General features: G+C 69.8%; 15 protein-coding genes and 1 pseudogene. 5 read left to right on the forward strand and 11 right to left on the reverse strand.

All coding sequences use genetic code 11. The features are described 5' to 3' along the window. Positions 1-70: 70 nt before the first annotated feature. Complete coding sequence (locus OG978_RS05335) at positions 71-541, forward strand: nitroreductase family deazaflavin-dependent oxidoreductase (protein WP_326764070.1); 471 nt, start codon at positions 71-73, stop codon at positions 539-541. Positions 542-598: 57 nt separating this feature from the next. Here OG978_RS05335 and OG978_RS05340 read toward each other — a convergent pair whose 3' ends face one another. Continuing rightward, on the reverse strand, positions 599-1,813 hold the full coding sequence (locus OG978_RS05340) for a geranylgeranyl reductase family protein (RefSeq protein WP_326764071.1): 1,215 nt from the start codon (positions 1,811-1,813) through the stop codon (positions 599-601). A gap of 183 nt (positions 1,814-1,996) precedes the next feature. Here OG978_RS05340 and OG978_RS05345 point away from each other — a divergent pair, with 183 nt between their 5' ends. Both OG978_RS05345 and OG978_RS05350 read left to right on the forward strand, forming a co-directional pair. Beyond that, positions 1,997-3,361, forward strand: a complete 1,365-nt coding sequence (locus tag OG978_RS05345; protein WP_326764072.1) for a dipeptidase — start codon at positions 1,997-1,999, stop codon at positions 3,359-3,361. A 97-nt stretch (positions 3,362-3,458) separates the two neighbouring features. Next, positions 3,459-3,872 (forward strand): annotated as a pseudogene (locus OG978_RS05350) (MBL fold metallo-hydrolase); the annotation flags it as partial. Here the strand turns inward: OG978_RS05350 and OG978_RS05355 are convergent. From OG978_RS05355 to OG978_RS05370, 4 genes are all read right to left on the reverse strand, one after another. Next, positions 3,834-4,871, reverse strand: coding sequence for an NUDIX hydrolase (locus OG978_RS05355; RefSeq protein WP_326764073.1), 1,038 nt, complete (start codon positions 4,869-4,871; stop codon positions 3,834-3,836). The pseudogene OG978_RS05350 and the gene OG978_RS05355 sit on opposite strands and share 39 nt — an antisense overlap. Positions 4,872-5,015: 144 nt before the next feature. Beyond that, a complete protein-coding gene (locus OG978_RS05360; protein WP_326764074.1) occupies positions 5,016-5,939 on the reverse strand; it encodes a carbohydrate ABC transporter permease in 924 nt (307 codons plus the stop codon). Further along, positions 5,936-6,850 (reverse strand): carbohydrate ABC transporter permease, encoded by a 915-nt coding sequence (locus OG978_RS05365; RefSeq protein WP_326764075.1) that lies wholly within the window; start codon positions 6,848-6,850, stop codon positions 5,936-5,938. Before OG978_RS05365 ends, OG978_RS05360 begins: the two co-directional genes overlap by 4 nt. A gap of 46 nt (positions 6,851-6,896) precedes the next feature. Beyond that, a complete protein-coding gene (locus OG978_RS05370; protein WP_326769936.1) occupies positions 6,897-8,186 on the reverse strand; it encodes an ABC transporter substrate-binding protein in 1,290 nt (429 codons plus the stop codon). A 327-nt stretch (positions 8,187-8,513) separates the two neighbouring features. Between OG978_RS05370 and OG978_RS05375 the strand changes: the two genes are divergently transcribed. Further along, on the forward strand, positions 8,514-10,496 hold the full coding sequence (locus OG978_RS05375; protein ID WP_442817823.1) for an NPCBM/NEW2 domain-containing protein: 1,983 nt from the start codon (positions 8,514-8,516) through the stop codon (positions 10,494-10,496). A gap of 94 nt (positions 10,497-10,590) precedes the next feature. On the opposite strand, the gene OG978_RS05380 is transcribed toward OG978_RS05375, so the two are convergent. After that, positions 10,591-11,544, reverse strand: a complete 954-nt coding sequence (locus tag OG978_RS05380; protein ID WP_326764077.1) for an ROK family protein — start codon at positions 11,542-11,544, stop codon at positions 10,591-10,593. Between the two features lie 179 nt (positions 11,545-11,723). On the opposite strand from OG978_RS05380, the gene OG978_RS05385 reads away from it, so the two are divergent. Further along, positions 11,724-12,752, forward strand: a complete 1,029-nt coding sequence (locus OG978_RS05385) for a LacI family DNA-binding transcriptional regulator (RefSeq protein WP_326764078.1) — start codon at positions 11,724-11,726, stop codon at positions 12,750-12,752. A gap of 54 nt (positions 12,753-12,806) precedes the next feature. Here OG978_RS05385 and OG978_RS05390 read toward each other — a convergent pair whose 3' ends face one another. The 5 genes from OG978_RS05390 to OG978_RS05410 form a co-directional block, all read right to left on the reverse strand. After that, positions 12,807-14,105: a DUF6986 family protein gene (locus OG978_RS05390; protein ID WP_326764079.1), complete on the reverse strand. Its 1,299-nt coding sequence runs from the start codon at positions 14,103-14,105 to the stop codon at positions 12,807-12,809. A 174-nt stretch (positions 14,106-14,279) separates the two neighbouring features. Then, entirely contained in the window at positions 14,280-15,242 is a 963-nt protein-coding gene (locus OG978_RS05395; protein WP_326764080.1) for an electron transfer flavoprotein subunit alpha/FixB family protein, read from the reverse strand. Between the two features lie 67 nt (positions 15,243-15,309). Then, positions 15,310-16,095, reverse strand: coding sequence for an electron transfer flavoprotein subunit beta/FixA family protein (locus OG978_RS05400; RefSeq protein WP_326764081.1), 786 nt, complete (start codon positions 16,093-16,095; stop codon positions 15,310-15,312). 201 nt (positions 16,096-16,296) lie between these two features. Then, on the reverse strand, positions 16,297-16,803 hold the full coding sequence (locus OG978_RS05405; protein WP_326764082.1) for a flavin reductase family protein: 507 nt from the start codon (positions 16,801-16,803) through the stop codon (positions 16,297-16,299). Between the two features lie 196 nt (positions 16,804-16,999). After that, complete coding sequence (locus OG978_RS05410) at positions 17,000-17,350, reverse strand: TlpA family protein disulfide reductase (protein ID WP_442817658.1); 351 nt, start codon at positions 17,348-17,350, stop codon at positions 17,000-17,002. Positions 17,351-17,517 lie beyond the last annotated feature (167 nt).

The following is a 17,517-nucleotide window of genomic DNA, read 5'->3' on the forward strand; positions in this document are numbered from 1 at the left end:
TTTGCATACCCATCCCGTGCACACTGATCTCAAGCGAGAGCACCGCTCTCGAAACGCGAGGGAGTCGCCCATGTCCCAGTCCCAGCCCATGCCGCAGCCGTACTACCTCCGGGCCAACGCTTTCAGCACCCGGATCAACAGCATCATCGGCTGGCTCGCCAGGCACGGCATCAGCCTTCAGGGTTCGGCCGAACTGTCGGTTCGCGGCCGCAAGAGCGGGCAGATGCAGCGCATCCCCGTAAATCCGCACACCCACCAGGGCGCGCAGTACCTCGTCTCCGCCCGGGGCCACTCCCAGTGGGTGCGCAACATGCGGGCGGCCGGCGGCGGCGAGCTGCGGGTGGGTCGGAGGGTCCGCACCTTCGAGGCCGTGGAGATCGCGGACGACGCGGAGAAGGCGTTGGCCGTCCGCACCTACCTGGGGCGGTGGGGCTGGCAGGTCAACGACTACTTCCAGGGCGTCACCGCGAAGTCCTCGGACGCCGAACTCCTGGCCGCCTGCCCGGACCACCCCGTCTTCCGGATCACCGTGGAGGGCTGACCATGCGGCCAGGCCCTCCCGGATCCCGGGGACCGGAAGTCGTCCGACGGACAGGTCCTAGCGGTCCATCGCGTTCAGGGCCCGCTGCGCCAGTGGATGCGTACGGACCAGTTCGCCGAGCGAGGTCGTTCCGCGGGTGATGCCCGCGAACGCGTTCCAGGCCGGGCGGAATCCCGTAAGCACCGCGTGCAGCACCCCCGGACGGCGCTCGAACAGCTTCAGCATGCGCCGTCCGACGCCCATCTCGACGCCGAGGCCAGCCTTGATGGCGAACGCGTAGTTCAACGCCTGCCGCCGGGCATCCACCGCATCGTGCGACTCCGCGATCCGGACCGCCCACTCGCCGGCAAGCCGCCCCGACCGCAGCGCGAAGGAGATCCCTTCGCGGGTCCACGGCTCCAACAGCCCCGCCGCATCGCCGCACACCAGCACCCGCCCGCGTGAGAGCGGCGAGTCGTCGCTGCGGCAGCGCGTCAGATGCCCGGAGGAGATCTTCGGCTCGAAGCCGGCCAGGCCGAGCCGGGCGATGAAGTCCTCCAGGTACCGCTTGGTGCCTGCCCCGTCACCTCGCGCCGAGATCACACCGACGGTCAGGACATCGCCCTTGGGGAAGACCCAGCCGTAACTGCCGGGCATGGGGCCCCAGTCGATCAGCACTCGCCCCGCCCAGTCCTCCGCGACCGTGGGCGGAACCGGGATCTCCGCCTCCAGGCCGAGGTCCACCTGGTCGAGCTTCACCCCGACATGAGCCCCTATCCGCCCCGCACTGCCGTCGGCGCCGACGACCGCGCGGGCCAGGACCGTCTCGCCGCCGGACAGCACCACGGCGACCGTACGCCGGTCGGGCACCGAGGCGCCGTGCTGCTCGACCCTCGTCACCGTCGCGCCGGTGCGGAGTTCGGCGCCCGCCTTCTGCGCCTCCTCGACCAGACCCGCGTCGAACTCGGGACGGTTGATGAGCCCGAAGAGCATCCGCTTGGAGCGGCGGGTCCGGGCCAGCCTGCCGTTGAGCGAGAACGTGACCGCGTGGATCCGGTCCCGCAGCGGCAGTTCGAACCCGGGCGGCAGCGAATCACGCGAAAATCCGATGATGCCGCCGCCACATGTCTTGTACCGGGGAAGCTCCGCCTTCTCGAGGAGCAGCACCCGTCGGCCGGCGACCGCCGCCGCGTATGCCGCCGAGGCTCCGGCCGGTCCGCCGCCGACTACGACGACATCCCACACGGACGACTCTTCGTGCTCCTGTACGGCGTCTGCGTTCTCGCTGCTCACGATGTGCTTCTGCTCCCGATCCCACCAGTGGCCCATGCTGCTCACGGCATCCTACGGCGCGTTGCCCCCGGCCCCCGCTGTGGGAGGATCGACCGTACGTTCGTCCTGCATGCGACGCCGCACACTCGGTGCGCATGTGGCCGGATTCGTACATATAACGTCGCACCCACGAGGAGCGTGCCCATGACCTCCCGTCCGATTTCCGAGACCATCTCCTCGCTGATGCCCCGCGCCAAGGCGGAGCTGGCCGAGCTGGTGGCCTTCCAGTCGGTGGCGGATCCCGCGCAGTTCCCGAAGAGCGAGTGCGAGGCGGCCGCCAACTGGGTCGCCGATGCGCTGCGCGCCGAGGACTTCCAGGATGTCGCCCTTCTCGACACCCCCGACGGCACCCAGTCGGTCTACGGCTTCCTGCCCGGCCCGGCCGGCGCCCCGACCGTACTGCTCTACGCGCACTACGACGTGCAGCCGCCGCTCGACGAGTCCGCCTGGCTCTCGCCCCCGTTCGAGCTGACGGAGCGCGACGGCCGCTGGTACGGCCGCGGCTCGGCCGACTGCAAGGGCGGCTTCGTCATGCATCTCCTCGCCCTGCGCGCGCTCAAGGCCGACGGCGGCGTCCCGGTCTCCGTGAAGGTGATCGCCGAGGGTTCCGAGGAGCAGGGCACCGGCGGACTGGAGCGGTACGCGGAGGCGCACCCCGAACTGCTGGCCGCCGACACCATCGTCATCGGTGACACCGGCAACTTCCGGGTCGGTCTGCCGACGGTCACCGCGACGCTGCGCGGCATGACGATGCTGCGCGTCACCCTCGACACCCTCGAAGGGAACCTGCACTCCGGGCAGTTCGGCGGCGCCGCCCCGGACGCGCTGGCCGCGATGATCCAGCTGCTGGCGTCGCTGCGCGCCAAGGACGGCACCACGACCGTCGACGGGCTCGCCACGGACACCGAGTGGGACGGACTGCAGTACCCGGAGGCCGAGTTCCGCAAGGACGCGAAGGTCCTGGACGGTGTCGGGCTGATCGGCGCGGGCACGGTCGCCGACCGCATCTGGGCCCGGCCCGCCGTCACCGTCATCGGCATCGACTGCCCGCCGGTGATCGGCGCGACGCCGTCGCTGCAGGCGAGCGCGCGGGCCCAGATCAGCCTGCGGGTCCCGCCGGGCCAGGACGCCGCCGAGGCGACAGCGCTGCTGACCGCCCACCTCAAGGCCCACGCCCCGTGGGGGGCCAGGGTGACGGTGGAACAGGTCGGCCAGGGCCAGCCGTTCCGCGCGGACACCTCCAGCCCGGCGTACACGTCGATGGCGCAGGCGATGGAGGTCGCGTACCCGGGCGAGAAGATGCAGACGTCCGGCATGGGCGGCTCGATCCCGCTCTGCAACACCCTCGCCGCCCTCTACCCGGAGGCGGAGATCCTGCTGATCGGCCTGAGCGAGCCGGAGGCGCAGATCCACGCGGTGAACGAGAGCGTGTCGCCCCAGGAGCTGGAGCGCCTGTCGCTCGCCGAGGCTCTGTTCCTGCGGAACTACGCGGAGTCCAAGCGCCCCTGACTTCGCGTCACTGGCCCTCCGTCCGCGGCGGACCGGGTCCGGACCACCCGCCACGGTCGGTACGGACCCGGAGCTGGTACGGCGCATCGTCCGGTACGAGATCGCCGATCCCGTCCTGCTCGACTGGGAGCTCCCGCTGTGGGAGCACGCGCGGACCGTTCCCCCCGCCCCGCCGACCCGGGTGGACCGCGAGCTGGCCGACGGCGACGAGCTCGGGTTCGGCCAGGGGGCCCGGGTGGTCCACTCCCCGGGCCACACCCCCGGCTCCATCGGAATCCATCTGCCGCACCACAGTGTGCTGTTCACCGGGGACTGCGTGGCCAAGGTCGACCGGGTGATCCTGGGCGTCTTCAACATCGACCGGGCGCAGGCCGTGGCCTCGCTCCGGCGGCTGGCCGCGCTGGAACCGGCCACGGTCTGCTTCGGCCACGGCGATCCGCTCACCGTCGACGCCCCCGCGGCGCTGCGTGCCTCAGCCGACCGGGACTCCGGCCTCCAGGTTGAGCACGGCCGACCGCTCGCGGGCGCGCAGCGCCCAGCGCAGCCGTTCGTACCGGGTGGGGGGCAGCATGGTGGCCGCTTCCGTCTCGGTGACGAACCGCCAGCCGCGCAGTTCGGATCCGGGCAGCAGCAGCCGCTTCGCGTCCGCGCCGGTCAGCAGCCCGCCGTCGAAGAGCAGTCGAAGGCCTCCGTAGCCGGGCGGCCGGGGTGCTTCCCAGTCGACGACGAGGAGTTTCGGCACCCGGTCGAGTTGGATGCCTATCTCCTCGGCCACTTCGCGGATCCCGGCCTGGGCCGGCGCCTCGCCGGACTCGACCACTCCGCCGGGGAATTCCCAGCCCGGCTTGTACGTCGGGTCGACGAGCAGCACCCGGTCGTGCTCGTCGAAGAGCAGTACGCCGGCCGCCACGGTCTCCGCGGTCGGCTCGGGTGTCTGCACGATCTCGCACGGGGTGGCGGCCCCGCTGCTGACCGCCTCGGCGATGCGCTCGGCCGTCTCGTACGGGGTGAGCGAGCCGGTGTCGATGGTGTGGGCATCCCGGGTGAGCCAGCCGAGCGCCGCCCGGTACGGCTCGATGTGCTGGTGGGCCCACTGCCGTACCCGTTCGCTGTGCGCCGGGTCGTCGGGATACTCGACGCGGTCGGCGATCCGTTTGCGCAGGATCGTTTCCTCAGATGAGAGCAGGACATGACGCACCGCGATGCGCCGGGAGGCCAGCCCTCCGAAGATCTCGTCGCGGTACTCCTGTCGCAGCAGAGTCATCGGCACCACCAGCACACCGGACACCTCGGCGAGCAGGGCCGCCGCGGTGTCCACCACCAGACGCCGCCAGATCGGCAGGTCCTGGAAGTCCGTCACCTCGGCAAGTCTCTTCTGGGGCAGCAGATGCCGCAGCCCCGCGCCGATCAGTTCGGGGTCGTAGAAGGTGCTGTTCGGGATCAGATCGATCAGTTCACGCGCGGCGCTCGTCTTGCCCGCGCCGAACGCACCGTTGATCCAGACGATCACGGTTCCCCCTCTTCCGTAGCCCCCTGTGGCTTGCCCGCAACACCCTGCCGCGAAAACCCGGCTGTGGCGATGCTTGTTTCCCGAACGGAACCGTCCGATGCCCGTGGGCGGCATCCGAACCTCTCAGTCGTACGACGGTCGTGTCTACCCCTTGCTGGAGCCCAGGGTGAGGCCCGCGATGAAGTGGCGCTGGAGCAGCAGGAAGACCACGAGCGTGGGCAGGGCGACGATCACCGAGCCGGCGGCGAGCAGGTTGTAGTCCGTGAAGAACTGGCCCCTGAGGTTGTTCAGCGCCGAGGTGATGGGGAGCTTGTCGCCGTCGGAGATGAAGACCAGCGCCCACAGGAAGTCGTTGTACATCCAGGTGAACTGGAGCGTACCGAGCGCGGCCAGGGCCGGGCGGCACAGGGGCAGGGTGATCCGCCAGTACTGGGTCCACACGCCCGCGCCGTCGACGATGGCGGCTTCCAGGATCTCCTGCGGCAGGGCGCGCATGAAGTTGGCCAGGACGAAGACGCAGAAGCCGAGCTGGAAGCCGATCTGGACGACGACGACGGCCCAGTACGAGTCGAACATCGTCATCGAGTCGGACATCCAGTAGGGCAGCGGGATGCGGTTGAACACCACGTACAGGGGCGTCACGATCACCTGTTGCGGCAGCAGGTTCCCGGCGGTGAAGAGCATCAGCAGGACGAGCCCGCCGCGCATCCTGAGGCGCGCCAGCGCGAAGGCCACGAACGAGGCGAGGAAGAGGGTGACGAGTACTCCCGGGACCGCGATGATCACGGTGTTGACGAAGTATTTCGTCATGCCGGAGTCGGAGAACGCCTGCCGGTAGTAGTCCAGGGAGAGATGGCGCGGCAGCGAGAAGTAGCCGTGCTCCGAGGTCTCGTCGTACGGCCGCAGCGACGCGTACACCGCGAGCAGGAGCGGGGCGAGGAAGGCGAGGGAGACCGCCATCAGGAAGGCATGGACGCCGATCCGCCCGGGGCGGGTCCGGCGCCGGGCGGCGGGAACCGGCGGCGCCGGTGGGGCGGCAGGGCGGGCGGGGGCGGCTTCGACGGTCAACGGTTCTTCTCCCCTCGGATCTCCTGGACCAGGTACGTCACGACGAATCCCAGGGAGACGACCAGCAGGACGACGGCGATGGCGGAGCCGAAGCCGATCCGGCTGGCCTCACCGATGATGTTGTCGGTGACCAGCACCGAGAGCAGTTCGAGTCCGTTGCGGCCGTGGTTGACCGCGTACACGATGTCGAAGGCGCGCAGGGACTCGATGACGGTGATGACGCCGACGATGACGTTGACCGGCCGCAGGGTGGGCAGGACGATGCGGAAGAAGGTCTGGGCCTCGCCCGCCCCGTCGATCGCCGCGGCCTCCTTCAGCGAGGGGTCGACGGCCTTCAGCCCGGCGAGGTAGAGGATCATCACATAGCCGGTGTGCCGCCAGGCGGCGGCGAGCAGGACCATCCAGATGTTGAGGTCCGGGTCGCCGAGCCAGTCCGTCGGTGAACCCGTGTCGCCGATGACCGCGTTGAGGGCGCCCTGGTCACGGGAGAAGATCAGCTGGGCGATGAATCCGACCACGGCGAGCGAGAGCACGACGGGCATGTAGAGCGTCGACTGGTAGAAGCGGCTGAAGCGCACCCCCCGGTCGATGAGCACGGCCAGCAGCAGCCCGAACGGCGCGGCGACCAGGCCGAGGAAGGCGAGCCAGAGCAGATTGTGCCGGGCCGCGGGCCAGAACTGCGGGTAGTTGGTGAAGAGGTTCTCGTAGTTCCGCGTACCGACCCACTCGATGTCGCCGATGCCGTCCCAACCGGTGAAGGAGAGCACCACGGAGGCGAGGGTCGGTCCCCAGACGATGGCGATGTCGAGCAGGACGGGTATGCCGAGCAGCACACCGAGTACGGCGAGGTCGCGGCCGGTGAACCGCCGCGAGACCCGCCGTCGGTTGCGCCGGGCCGGGATGAACGACACGGTCGGTACTCCAGGTTCGGTCGGATGCCATCGGGGTCGTCCGGGGTCAGTCGGCAGCGAAGATGGTCTTCTTCTGCCGTTCGATGTCGTTGACCAGGCCGTCCACGTCGTCCGGGTCGCTGATGAACTTCTGGATCGCCGGGATCATGACCGTGGAGGAGAAGTCCGGCCGGGTGTCCCGGTCCAGGAACTGGGAGATCTGCTTCGCCCCGGAGACCAGCTCCACGGCCTTCTTCTGGAGCGGTGAGTACGCGGAGATGTCCGCCTGGTCGCTGACCGCGATGTTGTTCGGGTCGCTCTTCAGGTAGATGTCCTCGGCCTTCCCCGTGGCCAGCCACTTGAGCAGGTCCTTCGCGCTCTCCAGGGTCTTCTTGTTCTTGAGGTTCTTCGACTTCTTGGCCAGCAGGAATCCGTCGATGGGTGCCTCGACCGCGTCCTGCCCGTGCTCCGGGTTGATCACGGGGAAGGGGAAGAAGTCGATGTCGCCCTGTTCGCCCTCGGGGAACTGGGCTCCGGGGTGCGGCAGTCCGAGGACGGCCATGCCGGCCTCCTTCTTCTGGAGACTGTTGGCGGCCTCCTGCCAGGTACGGCCGTTGGCGCCCTGCTGGCAGTACGGGAGGAGCCGGCGCCAGGTGTCGAAGACCTCCCTGACCCGTCTGTCGGTCCAGGCGACCTCGCCCGCCATCAGGCTCTTGTGGAATTCGTAGCCGTTGGTCCGCATGTCGATGTAGTCGAAGGTGCCCATGGCGGGCCAGCCGTCCTTGTCGCAGAACGCGATGGGATCGAGCTTGTCCTTCTTCATCTGCTCGGCGAGCGCCACGTACTCGTCGAGCGTCTTCGGTGCCTGATAGCCGCGGTCGGCGAACAGGCTCTTGCGGTGGAAGACGGCCCACGGATAGTAGTAGTACGGAGTGAGGTACTGCTTGCCGTCCGCTCCGGTGGACTGGGCTTTCAGCGCGGCCGAGAAGCCTTTGTAGTCCTGCCAGTTGTCGCTGATGTCGTACAGCAGTCCCTTCTCGGCGAAGAATTGCATCCGGTATCCGGCGAACCACATGAAGACATCGTCCGGCTTGCCCTGGAGATACCGGTTGATGTTCTCCTGAAAGGTGTTGTGGTCGACGGTGTTGACCCTCACCTTCCGCCCGTCCGACTGCGCCTCGTACGCGGCGAAAGCGTCGGCGAATGCCTTCTTCGGAACCGGGTCGGAGGAATTCGACCCCAAGGTGATCGTCTTCCCGTCACCACCGGGGCCGCTCCCGCAGGCAGTGAGCAACGCGGGCAGCGCTACGGCTCCGGCGCCAACGGCCGTACCGCGCAGCAGACTTCGCCGGGACATCCGATGTCCTGCGACGCTGCCCGGCACACCCGACCTGTCGTAATCAGACTGCGTCATGCCCAACCCCTCCGGAGATGCAACCCAACACAACCGAACGTGCGATTGGATCTCACTCTCAAGTGATGGCGCAGTCAAGGGTTTTGACGAGATGCCGGGCAACCGCCGCCACCCCCCTTCCAACACACTTCAACACGCTCTAACGTAATCGCACGTCTTGGCGTGCACATGCCGTCATCCGATCATGGACGAGTATGGAGGAACGTAACGATGCGTCATCTTCCAACCCGTACAACCCGAACCAGCCGTCGTGGAGTCATCGGAGCGCTGATGGCCGGGCTGCTGTGCGCCGCGGGAACGACCGTTCCCGCCGTCGCGAAATCGCCCGATCCCGCTCCCGCCCACGCCGTGACTCCGCAGTCCGGAAACGGTCTTGCGCTCACCCCGCCGATGGGGTTCAACAATTGGAACTCGACGCACTGCCGGGCCGAGTTCGACGAGTCGATGGTCAAGGGCATCGCCGACATCTTTGTCGAGAAGGGCCTCAAGGAGGCCGGCTACCAGTACGTCAATCTCGACGACTGCTGGGCGAAGCCGCAGCGCAATGCGGACGGCAAACTGGAGGCCGATCCGCAGCGATTCCCGAACGGGATCAAGGCAGTCGCGGACTATGTCCACTCCAAGGGCCTCAAAATCGGCATCTACACCAGCGCCGGCACCAAGACCTGTGACAGCGTGGGACTTCCGGGCGCGCTGGGCCACGAGTACAGCGACGCACAGCAGTTCGCCGACTGGGGCATCGACTACCTGAAGTACGACAACTGCAACAACCAGGGCGTCGACGCGAAGAAGCGCTATACGACAATGCGGGACGCACTGGCGGCGACCGGCCGCCCCATCGTCTACAGCATCTGCGAATGGGGCGAGAACAAGCCCTGGGAGTGGGCCGGCGAGCTCGGCAATCTCTGGCGCACGACCGGCGACATCAACGACAGCTGGGGCAGCATGCTGTCGATCATGAAGAAGAACCTGCCCCTCGCGGCCGCGGCCGGACCCGGGCACTGGAACGACCCCGACATGCTGGAGGTCGGCAACGGCGGCATGACGGACACGGAGTACCGCACGCACTTCTCCATGTGGTCCGTGATGGCGGCGCCACTGCTCATCGGTTCCGATCTGCGCGAGGCGAGCGCGGAGACCTTCGAGATCCTCTCCAACCACGAGGTCATCGCGGTCGACCAGGACCCGCTCGGCAAGCAGGGCACCGTGGTCTCCTCCGCCGGCGGGCGCTGGGTGGTCGCCAAGGAGATGCGGGACGGCAGCCGCGCCGTCGCCCTGTTCAACGAGACCGGCAGCGCACAGCGCATCGCGACGACCGCCGCGGAGGTGGGGCTGCCGCAGGCCGACGGGTACACGATGCGCGACCTGTGGGAGCACCGGTCGTACAACACCGCGGGCACCGTGGCCGCGACCGTCCCGGCGCACGGCACGGTGCTGCTGCGGGTCGCCGCCGACGGCGAGTGGGCCGCGCAGCCCCCTGCGGTGGAACTCGGCCTGGAATCCAGTCCGTTGGTCGAGGCGGGGCGCACCACCACACTGACCACGACGGTCACCGATCTGGGCCGCACCCCCGCCAGGAAGGTCTCGGCGCTGCTCACCGGCCCCTCGGGCTGGCAGGTGAAGGCGGTGTCGCCGACCGGTTCACCGGCTCTGCCGACCGGCCGGTCCCTGACCACCCGCTGGCAGGTGACGGCCCCCTCGGGCACCCCCACCGGTGCGTACGATCTGGCACTCGCCGCCCAGTACCGCTCACCGACCGGGACGCGGGTACGGTCCACGGTCCCGCTCCGGGCCCACGTGGTGGTCGCGCCGCCGACGGGCGGCGGCTACCTGGGCGATCTGCCGCAGCTCTCGGCGGCCAACGGCTGGGGCCCCGTGGAGCGGGACACCAGCAACGGTGAGAGCGGTGCGGGCGACGGGAATCCGCTGACGATCGGCGGCACGGTCTTCACCAAGGGCCTCGGCGTGCACGCCTACAGCGCCGTCGAGTTCTACACCGGCAGGGCGTGCACCACCGTGACGGCGCAGGTCGGGGTCGACGACGAGAAGGGCGCCAAGGGGACGGTCGCCTTCGAGGTCTGGGCCGACGGCACGAAGGTGGCGTCGACCGGCGTACTGACCAACGCGATGCCCGCCCAGCCGCTCACCGCGGAGGTGAGCGGTGCGCAGATGGTACGTCTGGTGGTCACCGACGGCGGGGACGGCTCCGATTCCGACCACGCGGACTGGGCGGACCTGCGGATCACCTGCTGACGAGGGATCGCGGTGCGGCGACGCCACGCGTTCGGCCGCCGGGCGGGCTCCAGGACATGCCCCCGGAGCCCGCCCGGCGTCCGCGGGACGCCGGTCAGCTCTGGACGGCCACCACGCCGCCCGGACCCACCCGTGCCGCCGCGGCGGCGCCCACCAGTCCCGCGTCGGTGCCCATCACCGCCGGGGCCACCTTGATCTGCCGGACGAAGGAGAGGGTGGCGTACTGGCGAAGGGCCCGGCGCAACGGCGCGAAGAGGATGTCGCCCGCACCGGCCACTCCCCCGCCGATCACCGCGATGTCGATCTCGACGAGCGTGGCGGTGGCGGCGATTCCGGCGGCCAGCGCCTGGGCGGCGCGCTCGAACGAGGCGATGGCGATCGGGTCCCCCGCGGCCGCCGCGGCGGCCACCGCGGCGGCCGAGGCATCGCCGTCCGGTCCGGGCCGCCAACCGGCCTCCAGAGCCCGGCGGGCGATGTTCGGACCGCTGGCGATGCGCTCGACACAGCCGCGCGAACCGCACGGGCAGGGGTCGCCGTCCAGGTCCACGCTGACATGACCGATGTGCCCCGCGTTGCCCGTGGGGCCGGGGTGGAGCTTGCCGCCGAGGACGAGCCCGCCGCCGACACCGGTCGACACGACCATGCAGAGCGCGTTGTCGTAGCCGCGGGCGGCGCCCAGCCAGTGCTCGGCAGCCGTCATCGCGACCCCGTCGCCGACCAGCTCGACGGGCAGTCCGCCGACCGCCTTGCCGACCCGCTCCACCAGCGGGAAGTCGCGCCAGCCGGGGACGTTGACCGGGCTGACCGTGCCGGCCGAGGCGTCGACCGGGCCCGCGCTGCCGATGCCGACCGCCGTCGCCCGCCCCCACAGGGGAGAGCCGGACAGCTCGGTGAGGACCTCCGTCACGGCGCTCATCACCGTCTCGGCGCTCTCGCGTGCGGGCGTCGGCCGCTGCGCCCGTACGAGAAGAGCGCCGTCGCCGTCCACCAACGCGGCGGCGATCTTGGTGCCGCCGATGTCCAGCGCGGCGACGAGGTCGGTATGCATCGGTGTGGCTCCGTGAGTAGGGGGCGGGGACCTGCGGCTTCAGGAAACAGTCTGCCCAGTCTCCATTCAGCTGACAACGTTGTCCAGGGCCTATGCTCGACGGCACAGCCTCCGGCCGGCTCCGCAGCACCGCCCGCGGACCCGCCGGACCGCCGCACCCGAGGACAGGACAGCGCACCGTGGCCGAGACCGCCCGTCACTCCGAGACCCGTTACGGCAACCGGCCGACCATGAAGGATGTGGCCGCCCGCGCCGGAGTGGGCCTCAAGACGGTCTCGCGCGTGGTCAACAGCGAGCCGGGAGTCACCCCCGACACCGAGCGCCGGGTCCAGGAGGCCATCGAAGCGCTCGGCTTCCGGCGCAACGACAGCGCGCGCGTCCTGCGCAAGGGCCGCACCGCCTCGATCGGACTGGTCCTGGAGGACCTCGCCGACCCGTTCTACGGGCCGCTGAGCCGAGCGGTGGAGGAGGTCGCGCGGGCGCACGGCGCCCTGCTCATCAACGGGTCGAGCGCCGAGGACCCGGAGCGCGAGCAGGAGCTCGTACTCGCCCTGTGCGCGCGCCGGGTGGACGGGCTCATCGTGATTCCGGCCGGTGACGACCACCGCTATCTGGCACCGGAGATAAAGGCGGGCATCGCCACCGTCTTCGTGGACCGCCCCGCGGGCCGCATCGACGCCGACATGGTCCTCTCCGACAGCTTCGGCGGCGCCCGCGAGGGCGTCGCGCATCTGATCGCGCACGGCCACCGCCGGATCGGCTTCATCGGCGACCAGCCGCGCATCCACACCGCCACCGAGCGGCTGCGCGGCTACCACGCGGCGATGGCGGACGCGGGGACGCGGGTCGAGGACTCCTGGGTGTCCCTCGGCTCGACCGAACCCGACCGGGTCCGGGCCGCCGCCGAGCAGATGCTCTCCGGCCCCGAGCCCGTCACCGCGATCTTCGCGGGCAACAACCGGGTGACGGTGACGGTGGTGCGGGTCCTCTCCGAGCAGGAACGCCGCATCGCCCTGGTCGGCTTCGACGACATCGAACTGGCCGACCTGCTCGGTATCACCGTCGTCTCCCAGGACGCCGCCGCCGTCGGCCGCACCGCCGCCGAGCATCTCTTCCGCCGTCTGGACGGCGCCAACCACGCCCCGGCCCGCGTGCAGCTGCCGACGACGCTCATCACGCGCGGCTCGGGCGAGCTGCCGCCCGCCTGAGCCGTGCGGTTCCCGCGTGGCCGGCGGCCCCGGCCGTGATCCGCCGGACAGGCCCTACGGTGCGGTCACCGTGAGGTCGGCCCGCCGCGGCGATGCGAACGCGTCCAGCTCCGCGCGCGTCAGCCCGGTCAGGCGGGCGACCTCTTCGGTGTCCAGGGCGCCGCAGTCGATGCCGCGCAGGAGGTAGCCGCTGAGCGCCTTGGCGGTGGCGGGTTCGTCCATGACGTCGCCGCCGGCCTTGGCCACGTACGCGGCGAGCCGTGCGGCGGCCTGTTCCAGACCCTCGCGGTAGAAGGTGTACACGGCCGCGTACCGGGTCGGCAGGTGGCCCGGGTGCATGTCCCAGCCCTGGTAGTAGGCGCGGGCCAGGGCTCGGCGGGTGAGGCCGTAGTGGAGCCGCCAGGCCTCGTGGACCTGATGGGTGGGGCCGACCGGCAGGATGTTGGTGGAGCCGTCCGAGACCCGTACGCCGGTGCCCGCGGCGGCGACCTGCATGACGGCCTTGGCGTGGTCGGCGGCCGGGTGGTCGCTGGCCTGGTAGGCGGCGCTGACGCCGACGCAGGCGCTGTAGTCGAAGGTGCCGTAGTGCAGGCCGGTGGCGCGGCCCTGCGCCGCGTCGATCATGCGGGCGACGGCGGCGGTGCCGTCGGCGGCGAGGATGGACTGGCTCGTCTCGATCTGGATCTCGAAGCCGAGCCGCCCGGCGGGCAGCCCGTGTGCCTGCTCGAACGCTTCGAGCAGCCGGACGAAGGCGGTGACCTGCTTGGGGTACGTCACCTTGGGGAGCGTGAGGACCAGCCCGTCGGGAAGGCCGCCTGCCTGCATCAGACCGGTGAGGAAGATGTCCGTGGTGCGGATGGAGCGGTCGCGTACGGCGGCCTCCATGCACTTCATCCGGATGCCCATGTACGGGGCCGCCGTGCCGTTCCCGTACGCCTCCGAGACCAGTCGGGCGGCGCGGGCGGCGGCCTCGTCCTCCTCGGCGTCGGGGCGGGGTCCGTAGCCGTCCTCGAAGTCGATGCGGAGGTCCTCGACGGGCTCGCGCTCCAGCTTGGCGCGCACCCGGTCGTGGACGGGCGCGGCGAGTTCGTCCGGGATGCCGAGGACGGCGGCGAACGAGGCGGCGTCGGGGGCATGCTCGTCGAGGGCCTTCAGCGCCTGGTCGCCCCAGGAGCGGATGGTGCCCGCGGCGAATGTGTCGCCGGGGACGTAGACCGTGTGGACCGGCTGGCGCGTGCCCGGGTCTCCCGGGTAGCGGCGCGCGAGCTCGGCGTCGACTGCGGTGAGGGAGGCGCTGATCTCCTCGCTGACCGCACCGGCGAGGCTCGTTGCCACCTTCTCCTGCTGACCCATTTCCACACCCTCCGCAGTCAAGCTGTTTCCGCTTCCCGGAATCAACAATCCGTATAGTGAAGCTATAAGGCCGTCGGACCTGCGTCAATGGCGATCGGGAACGGTGCGGGGCCGTGTGGTGCACACGCACCACACGGCCCCGGACCGTCGAGAGGGTTGCGGCTCGGCCGCGGGTCAGCCCTTGCGGGAGTTGACCTCTTCGGTGAGCTGGGGGACGACCTGGAAGAGGTCGCCGACGACGCCGTAGTCGACGAGGTCGAAGATCGGGGCCTCGGCGTCCTTGTTGATCGCGACGATCGTCTTGGACGTCTGCATGCCCGCCCGGTGCTGGATCGCACCCGAGATGCCCGACGCGATGTACAGCTGCGGCGAGACGGACTTGCCGGTCTGCCCGACCTGGCTGGAGTGCGGGTACCACCCGGCGTCCACCGCGGCCCGCGAGGCACCGACGGCCGCACCGAGGGAGTCGGCGAGCGACTCGATGAGGTGGAAGTTCTCCGCACCGTTGACACCACGCCCGCCGGAGACGACGATCGCGGCCTCGGTCAGCTCCGGACGGCCCGTCGACTCCCGCGGCGTCCGCGAAGTGACCCTGGTCCCCGTCGCCTGCGCCGAGAACGACACCTCCAGCGCCTCGACCGCACCCGCCGCCGCAGCCGCCTCCACCGGAGCCGAGTTCGGCTTCACCGTGATCACCGGAGTACCCCGGGAGACCCGGGACCTCGTCGTGAACGACGCCGCGAACGCGGACTGCGTCGCGACCGGACCCTCCTCACCCGCCTCGATGTCGACCGCGTCGGTGATCAGACCGGAACCGATCCGCACCGCGAGACGCGCCGCAATCTCCTTGCCCTCCGCCGACGACGGCACCAGCACCGCCACCGGCGACACCACCGCGTACGCCGCCTGCAGCGCATCCACCTTCGGCACGACCAGGTACTCCGCGAACTCCGGAGCATCCACCGTCAGCACCCTCACCGCACCGTGCTCCGCCAGCACCGCGGCCGTACCCGCAGCACCGGCACCCACCGCGAGCGCGACCGGCTCACCGACCCGACGCGCCAGCGTCAAAAGCTCCAGCGTGGGCTTGCGGACCGCACCGTCCACGTGATCGACAAGAACAAGAACTTCAGCCATGGGACTTCAATCTCCTGCGAGTAGCAAAGAAGGGAAGAGGAACAGAGGGACCGGAACCGGAACCCGATCAGATGAACTTCTGACCCGCGAGGAACTCGGCCAGCCGACGCCCGCCCTCACCCTCGTCCTTCACGATCGTGCCCGCGCTCCGCGCCGGACGCTCCGCAGCCGAATCGACCACCGTCCACGCACCCGCCAGACCCACCTCGTCCGCCCCGATCCCCAGATCCCCCAGATCCCAGGACTCCACCGGCTTCTTCTTCGCCGCCATGATCCCCTTGAACGACGGGTAACGCGCCTCACCCGACTGGTCCGTCACCGACACCACCGCCGGCAACGACGCCTCCAGCTGCTCGGACGCCGTGTCACCGTCACGACGCCCCCGCACCACACCACCCTCGACCGACACCTCGGACAACAACGACACCTGCGGAACACCCAACCGCTCCGCCAGCAACGCCGGAACCACACCCATCGTGCCGTCCGTCGACGCCATCCCGGAAATGACCAGGTCGTACCCGGCCTTCTCCACCGCCTTCGCCAGCACCAGCGACGTACCCATCACATCACTGCCGTGCAGACCGTCGTCCTCGACATGAACAGCCTTGTCCGCACCCATCGACAACGCCTTGCGCAACGCGTCCTTGGCATCCTCCGGACCCACCGTCAACACAGTGATCTCCGCATCGTCCGCCTCGTCCGCGATCTGCAGCGCCTGCTCCACCGCGTACTCGTCCAGCTCCGACAGCAGACCGTCCACATCCTCACGGTCCACCGTCAGGTCATCGGCGAAATGCCGGTCACCGGTGGCGTCGGGCACGTACTTCACACAGACAACGATCCTCAAGCTCACGCCGGCTCTCCTACTGCGTCGTCATTTCCGGGCTGCCTTGTTGCAGGCAGCATAGGCGCCTGATGGGGCGGATTCCGGTCGGGGCGACCGACGCCCCGACCGGAATATTACTAGCCAGTACACCCAGTGGCTCGCCCATGAGCAAGCGCTTGGAACTGTGATATGCCCAACGTACGGCGCCCATGTGCCGCCTGGGTGGAATCAGTCTCGCAGAGCGTTGAAACGGCCCTGGTGATAGATCAGCGGACGACCACCTCCGGCCGGATCGCCGACCACGACCTGCGCGATCACGATCCGGTGGTCCCCCGCCGGGACCCGGGCGACCACACGGCAGACCAGCCACGCCAGTACGCCGTCGAGCACCGGCACTCCTTCGGGCCCACTGCGCCAATAGGTGGACGGGCCGAACCGGTCGGCGCCGCTGCGGGCGAAAGTGGCGGCCAGCTCCTGCTGGTGCTCGCCGAGTATGTGGACGCCGATGTGCTCGGCCTCGGCCAGGACCGGCCAACTGGAGGACGAGGTGCCGACTCCGAAGGAGATCAGCGGCGGTTCGGCGGCGACGGAGTTGAGAGAGGTGGCGGTGAAGCCGACCGGCCGGTCACCTGCGGCGGTGATCACCGCCACGCCGGCGGCGTGCTGCCGGAAGACCGAGCGGAGCAGTTCGGGAGAAGCCTGGCGGGGGGTACCGAGCTCGGGCGAAGCCGTCATGGACATGTCCTTCTGCGGAAGAGGCGTACAGGGCCGTGGTTGCTCAGACACCCGGACAGCGCGCACTCGCGTTGCGGGCGAGATCCACATGGACCCGGCCGTAGAGAAGGAGTTCCGGCGGCATAGCGTCAGACTGACGATGCGTGGTGGGTGCAGTCAAGGGTGTTCCGCAATGTGGGAGATGCGTCACGGTCCGTCACATCGCCTGCCCCAGCGCGGCGACCACGTCGACGGTGCGCGGCTGTCCGACGGCCCGGCGGACGATCCGGCCGGCCGCGTCGAGGACCAGTACGGTCGGTGTCCGGCTGATCTCCAGCTCCCGCACGAGAGTGAGATGCGCCTCCGCGTCGATCTCGACATGGGCCACGCCGTCCACCATGCGGGCCACCTCGACGAGGGTGCGGCGGGTCGCCCGGCAGGGCTGACAGAACGCGCTGGAGAACTGTACGAGGGTGGCCCGCTCCCCCAGTTCAGCGCCGAGCCGGGCCGCGTCCAGCGATCCCCCACGTGCCTGCCTCTCCACCTTCGGCCTCCTGTCAGAGCTCATCGCAAGACGTCAGCACCACCGGCCCGCGAGACATTCCCGGAGGTTCCACGTGACGAGAATCTCGCGCCCCGAGCCCTCGGAGACTGGCCACCGCGTCGCGCATGGGGCACGATCGGCGCAATGCCGCAAACCTACGGCTGCGTAACTTCCGCCGGGAGAACCCTCCT

The sequence above is a fragment of the Streptomyces sp. NBC_01591 genome, assembly GCF_035918155.1.
In the GTDB taxonomy this organism is placed as follows: domain Bacteria; phylum Actinomycetota; class Actinomycetes; order Streptomycetales; family Streptomycetaceae; genus Streptomyces.

Coding starts and splice junctions, on each gene's coding strand:
- OG978_RS05335 (WP_326764070.1), top strand. CDS start 71: ATGTCCCAGTCCCAGCCCATGCCGCAGCCGTACTACCTCCGGGCCAAC.
- OG978_RS05345 (WP_326764072.1), top strand. CDS start 1,997: ATGACCTCCCGTCCGATTTCCGAGACCATCTCCTCGCTGATGCCCCGC.
- OG978_RS05370 (WP_326769936.1), bottom strand. CDS start 8,186: ATGTCCCGGCGAAGTCTGCTGCGCGGTACGGCCGTTGGCGCCGGAGCC.
- OG978_RS05375 (WP_442817823.1), top strand. CDS start 8,514: ATGGCCGGGCTGCTGTGCGCCGCGGGAACGACCGTTCCCGCCGTCGCG.
- OG978_RS05380 (WP_326764077.1), bottom strand. CDS start 11,544: ATGCATACCGACCTCGTCGCCGCGCTGGACATCGGCGGCACCAAGATC.
- OG978_RS05390 (WP_326764079.1), bottom strand. CDS start 14,105: ATGGGTCAGCAGGAGAAGGTGGCAACGAGCCTCGCCGGTGCGGTCAGC.
- OG978_RS05395 (WP_326764080.1), bottom strand. CDS start 15,242: ATGGCTGAAGTTCTTGTTCTTGTCGATCACGTGGACGGTGCGGTCCGC.
- OG978_RS05405 (WP_326764082.1), bottom strand. CDS start 16,803: ATGACGGCTTCGCCCGAGCTCGGTACCCCCCGCCAGGCTTCTCCCGAA.
- OG978_RS05410 (WP_442817658.1), bottom strand. CDS start 17,350: ATGAGCTCTGACAGGAGGCCGAAGGTGGAGAGGCAGGCACGTGGGGGA.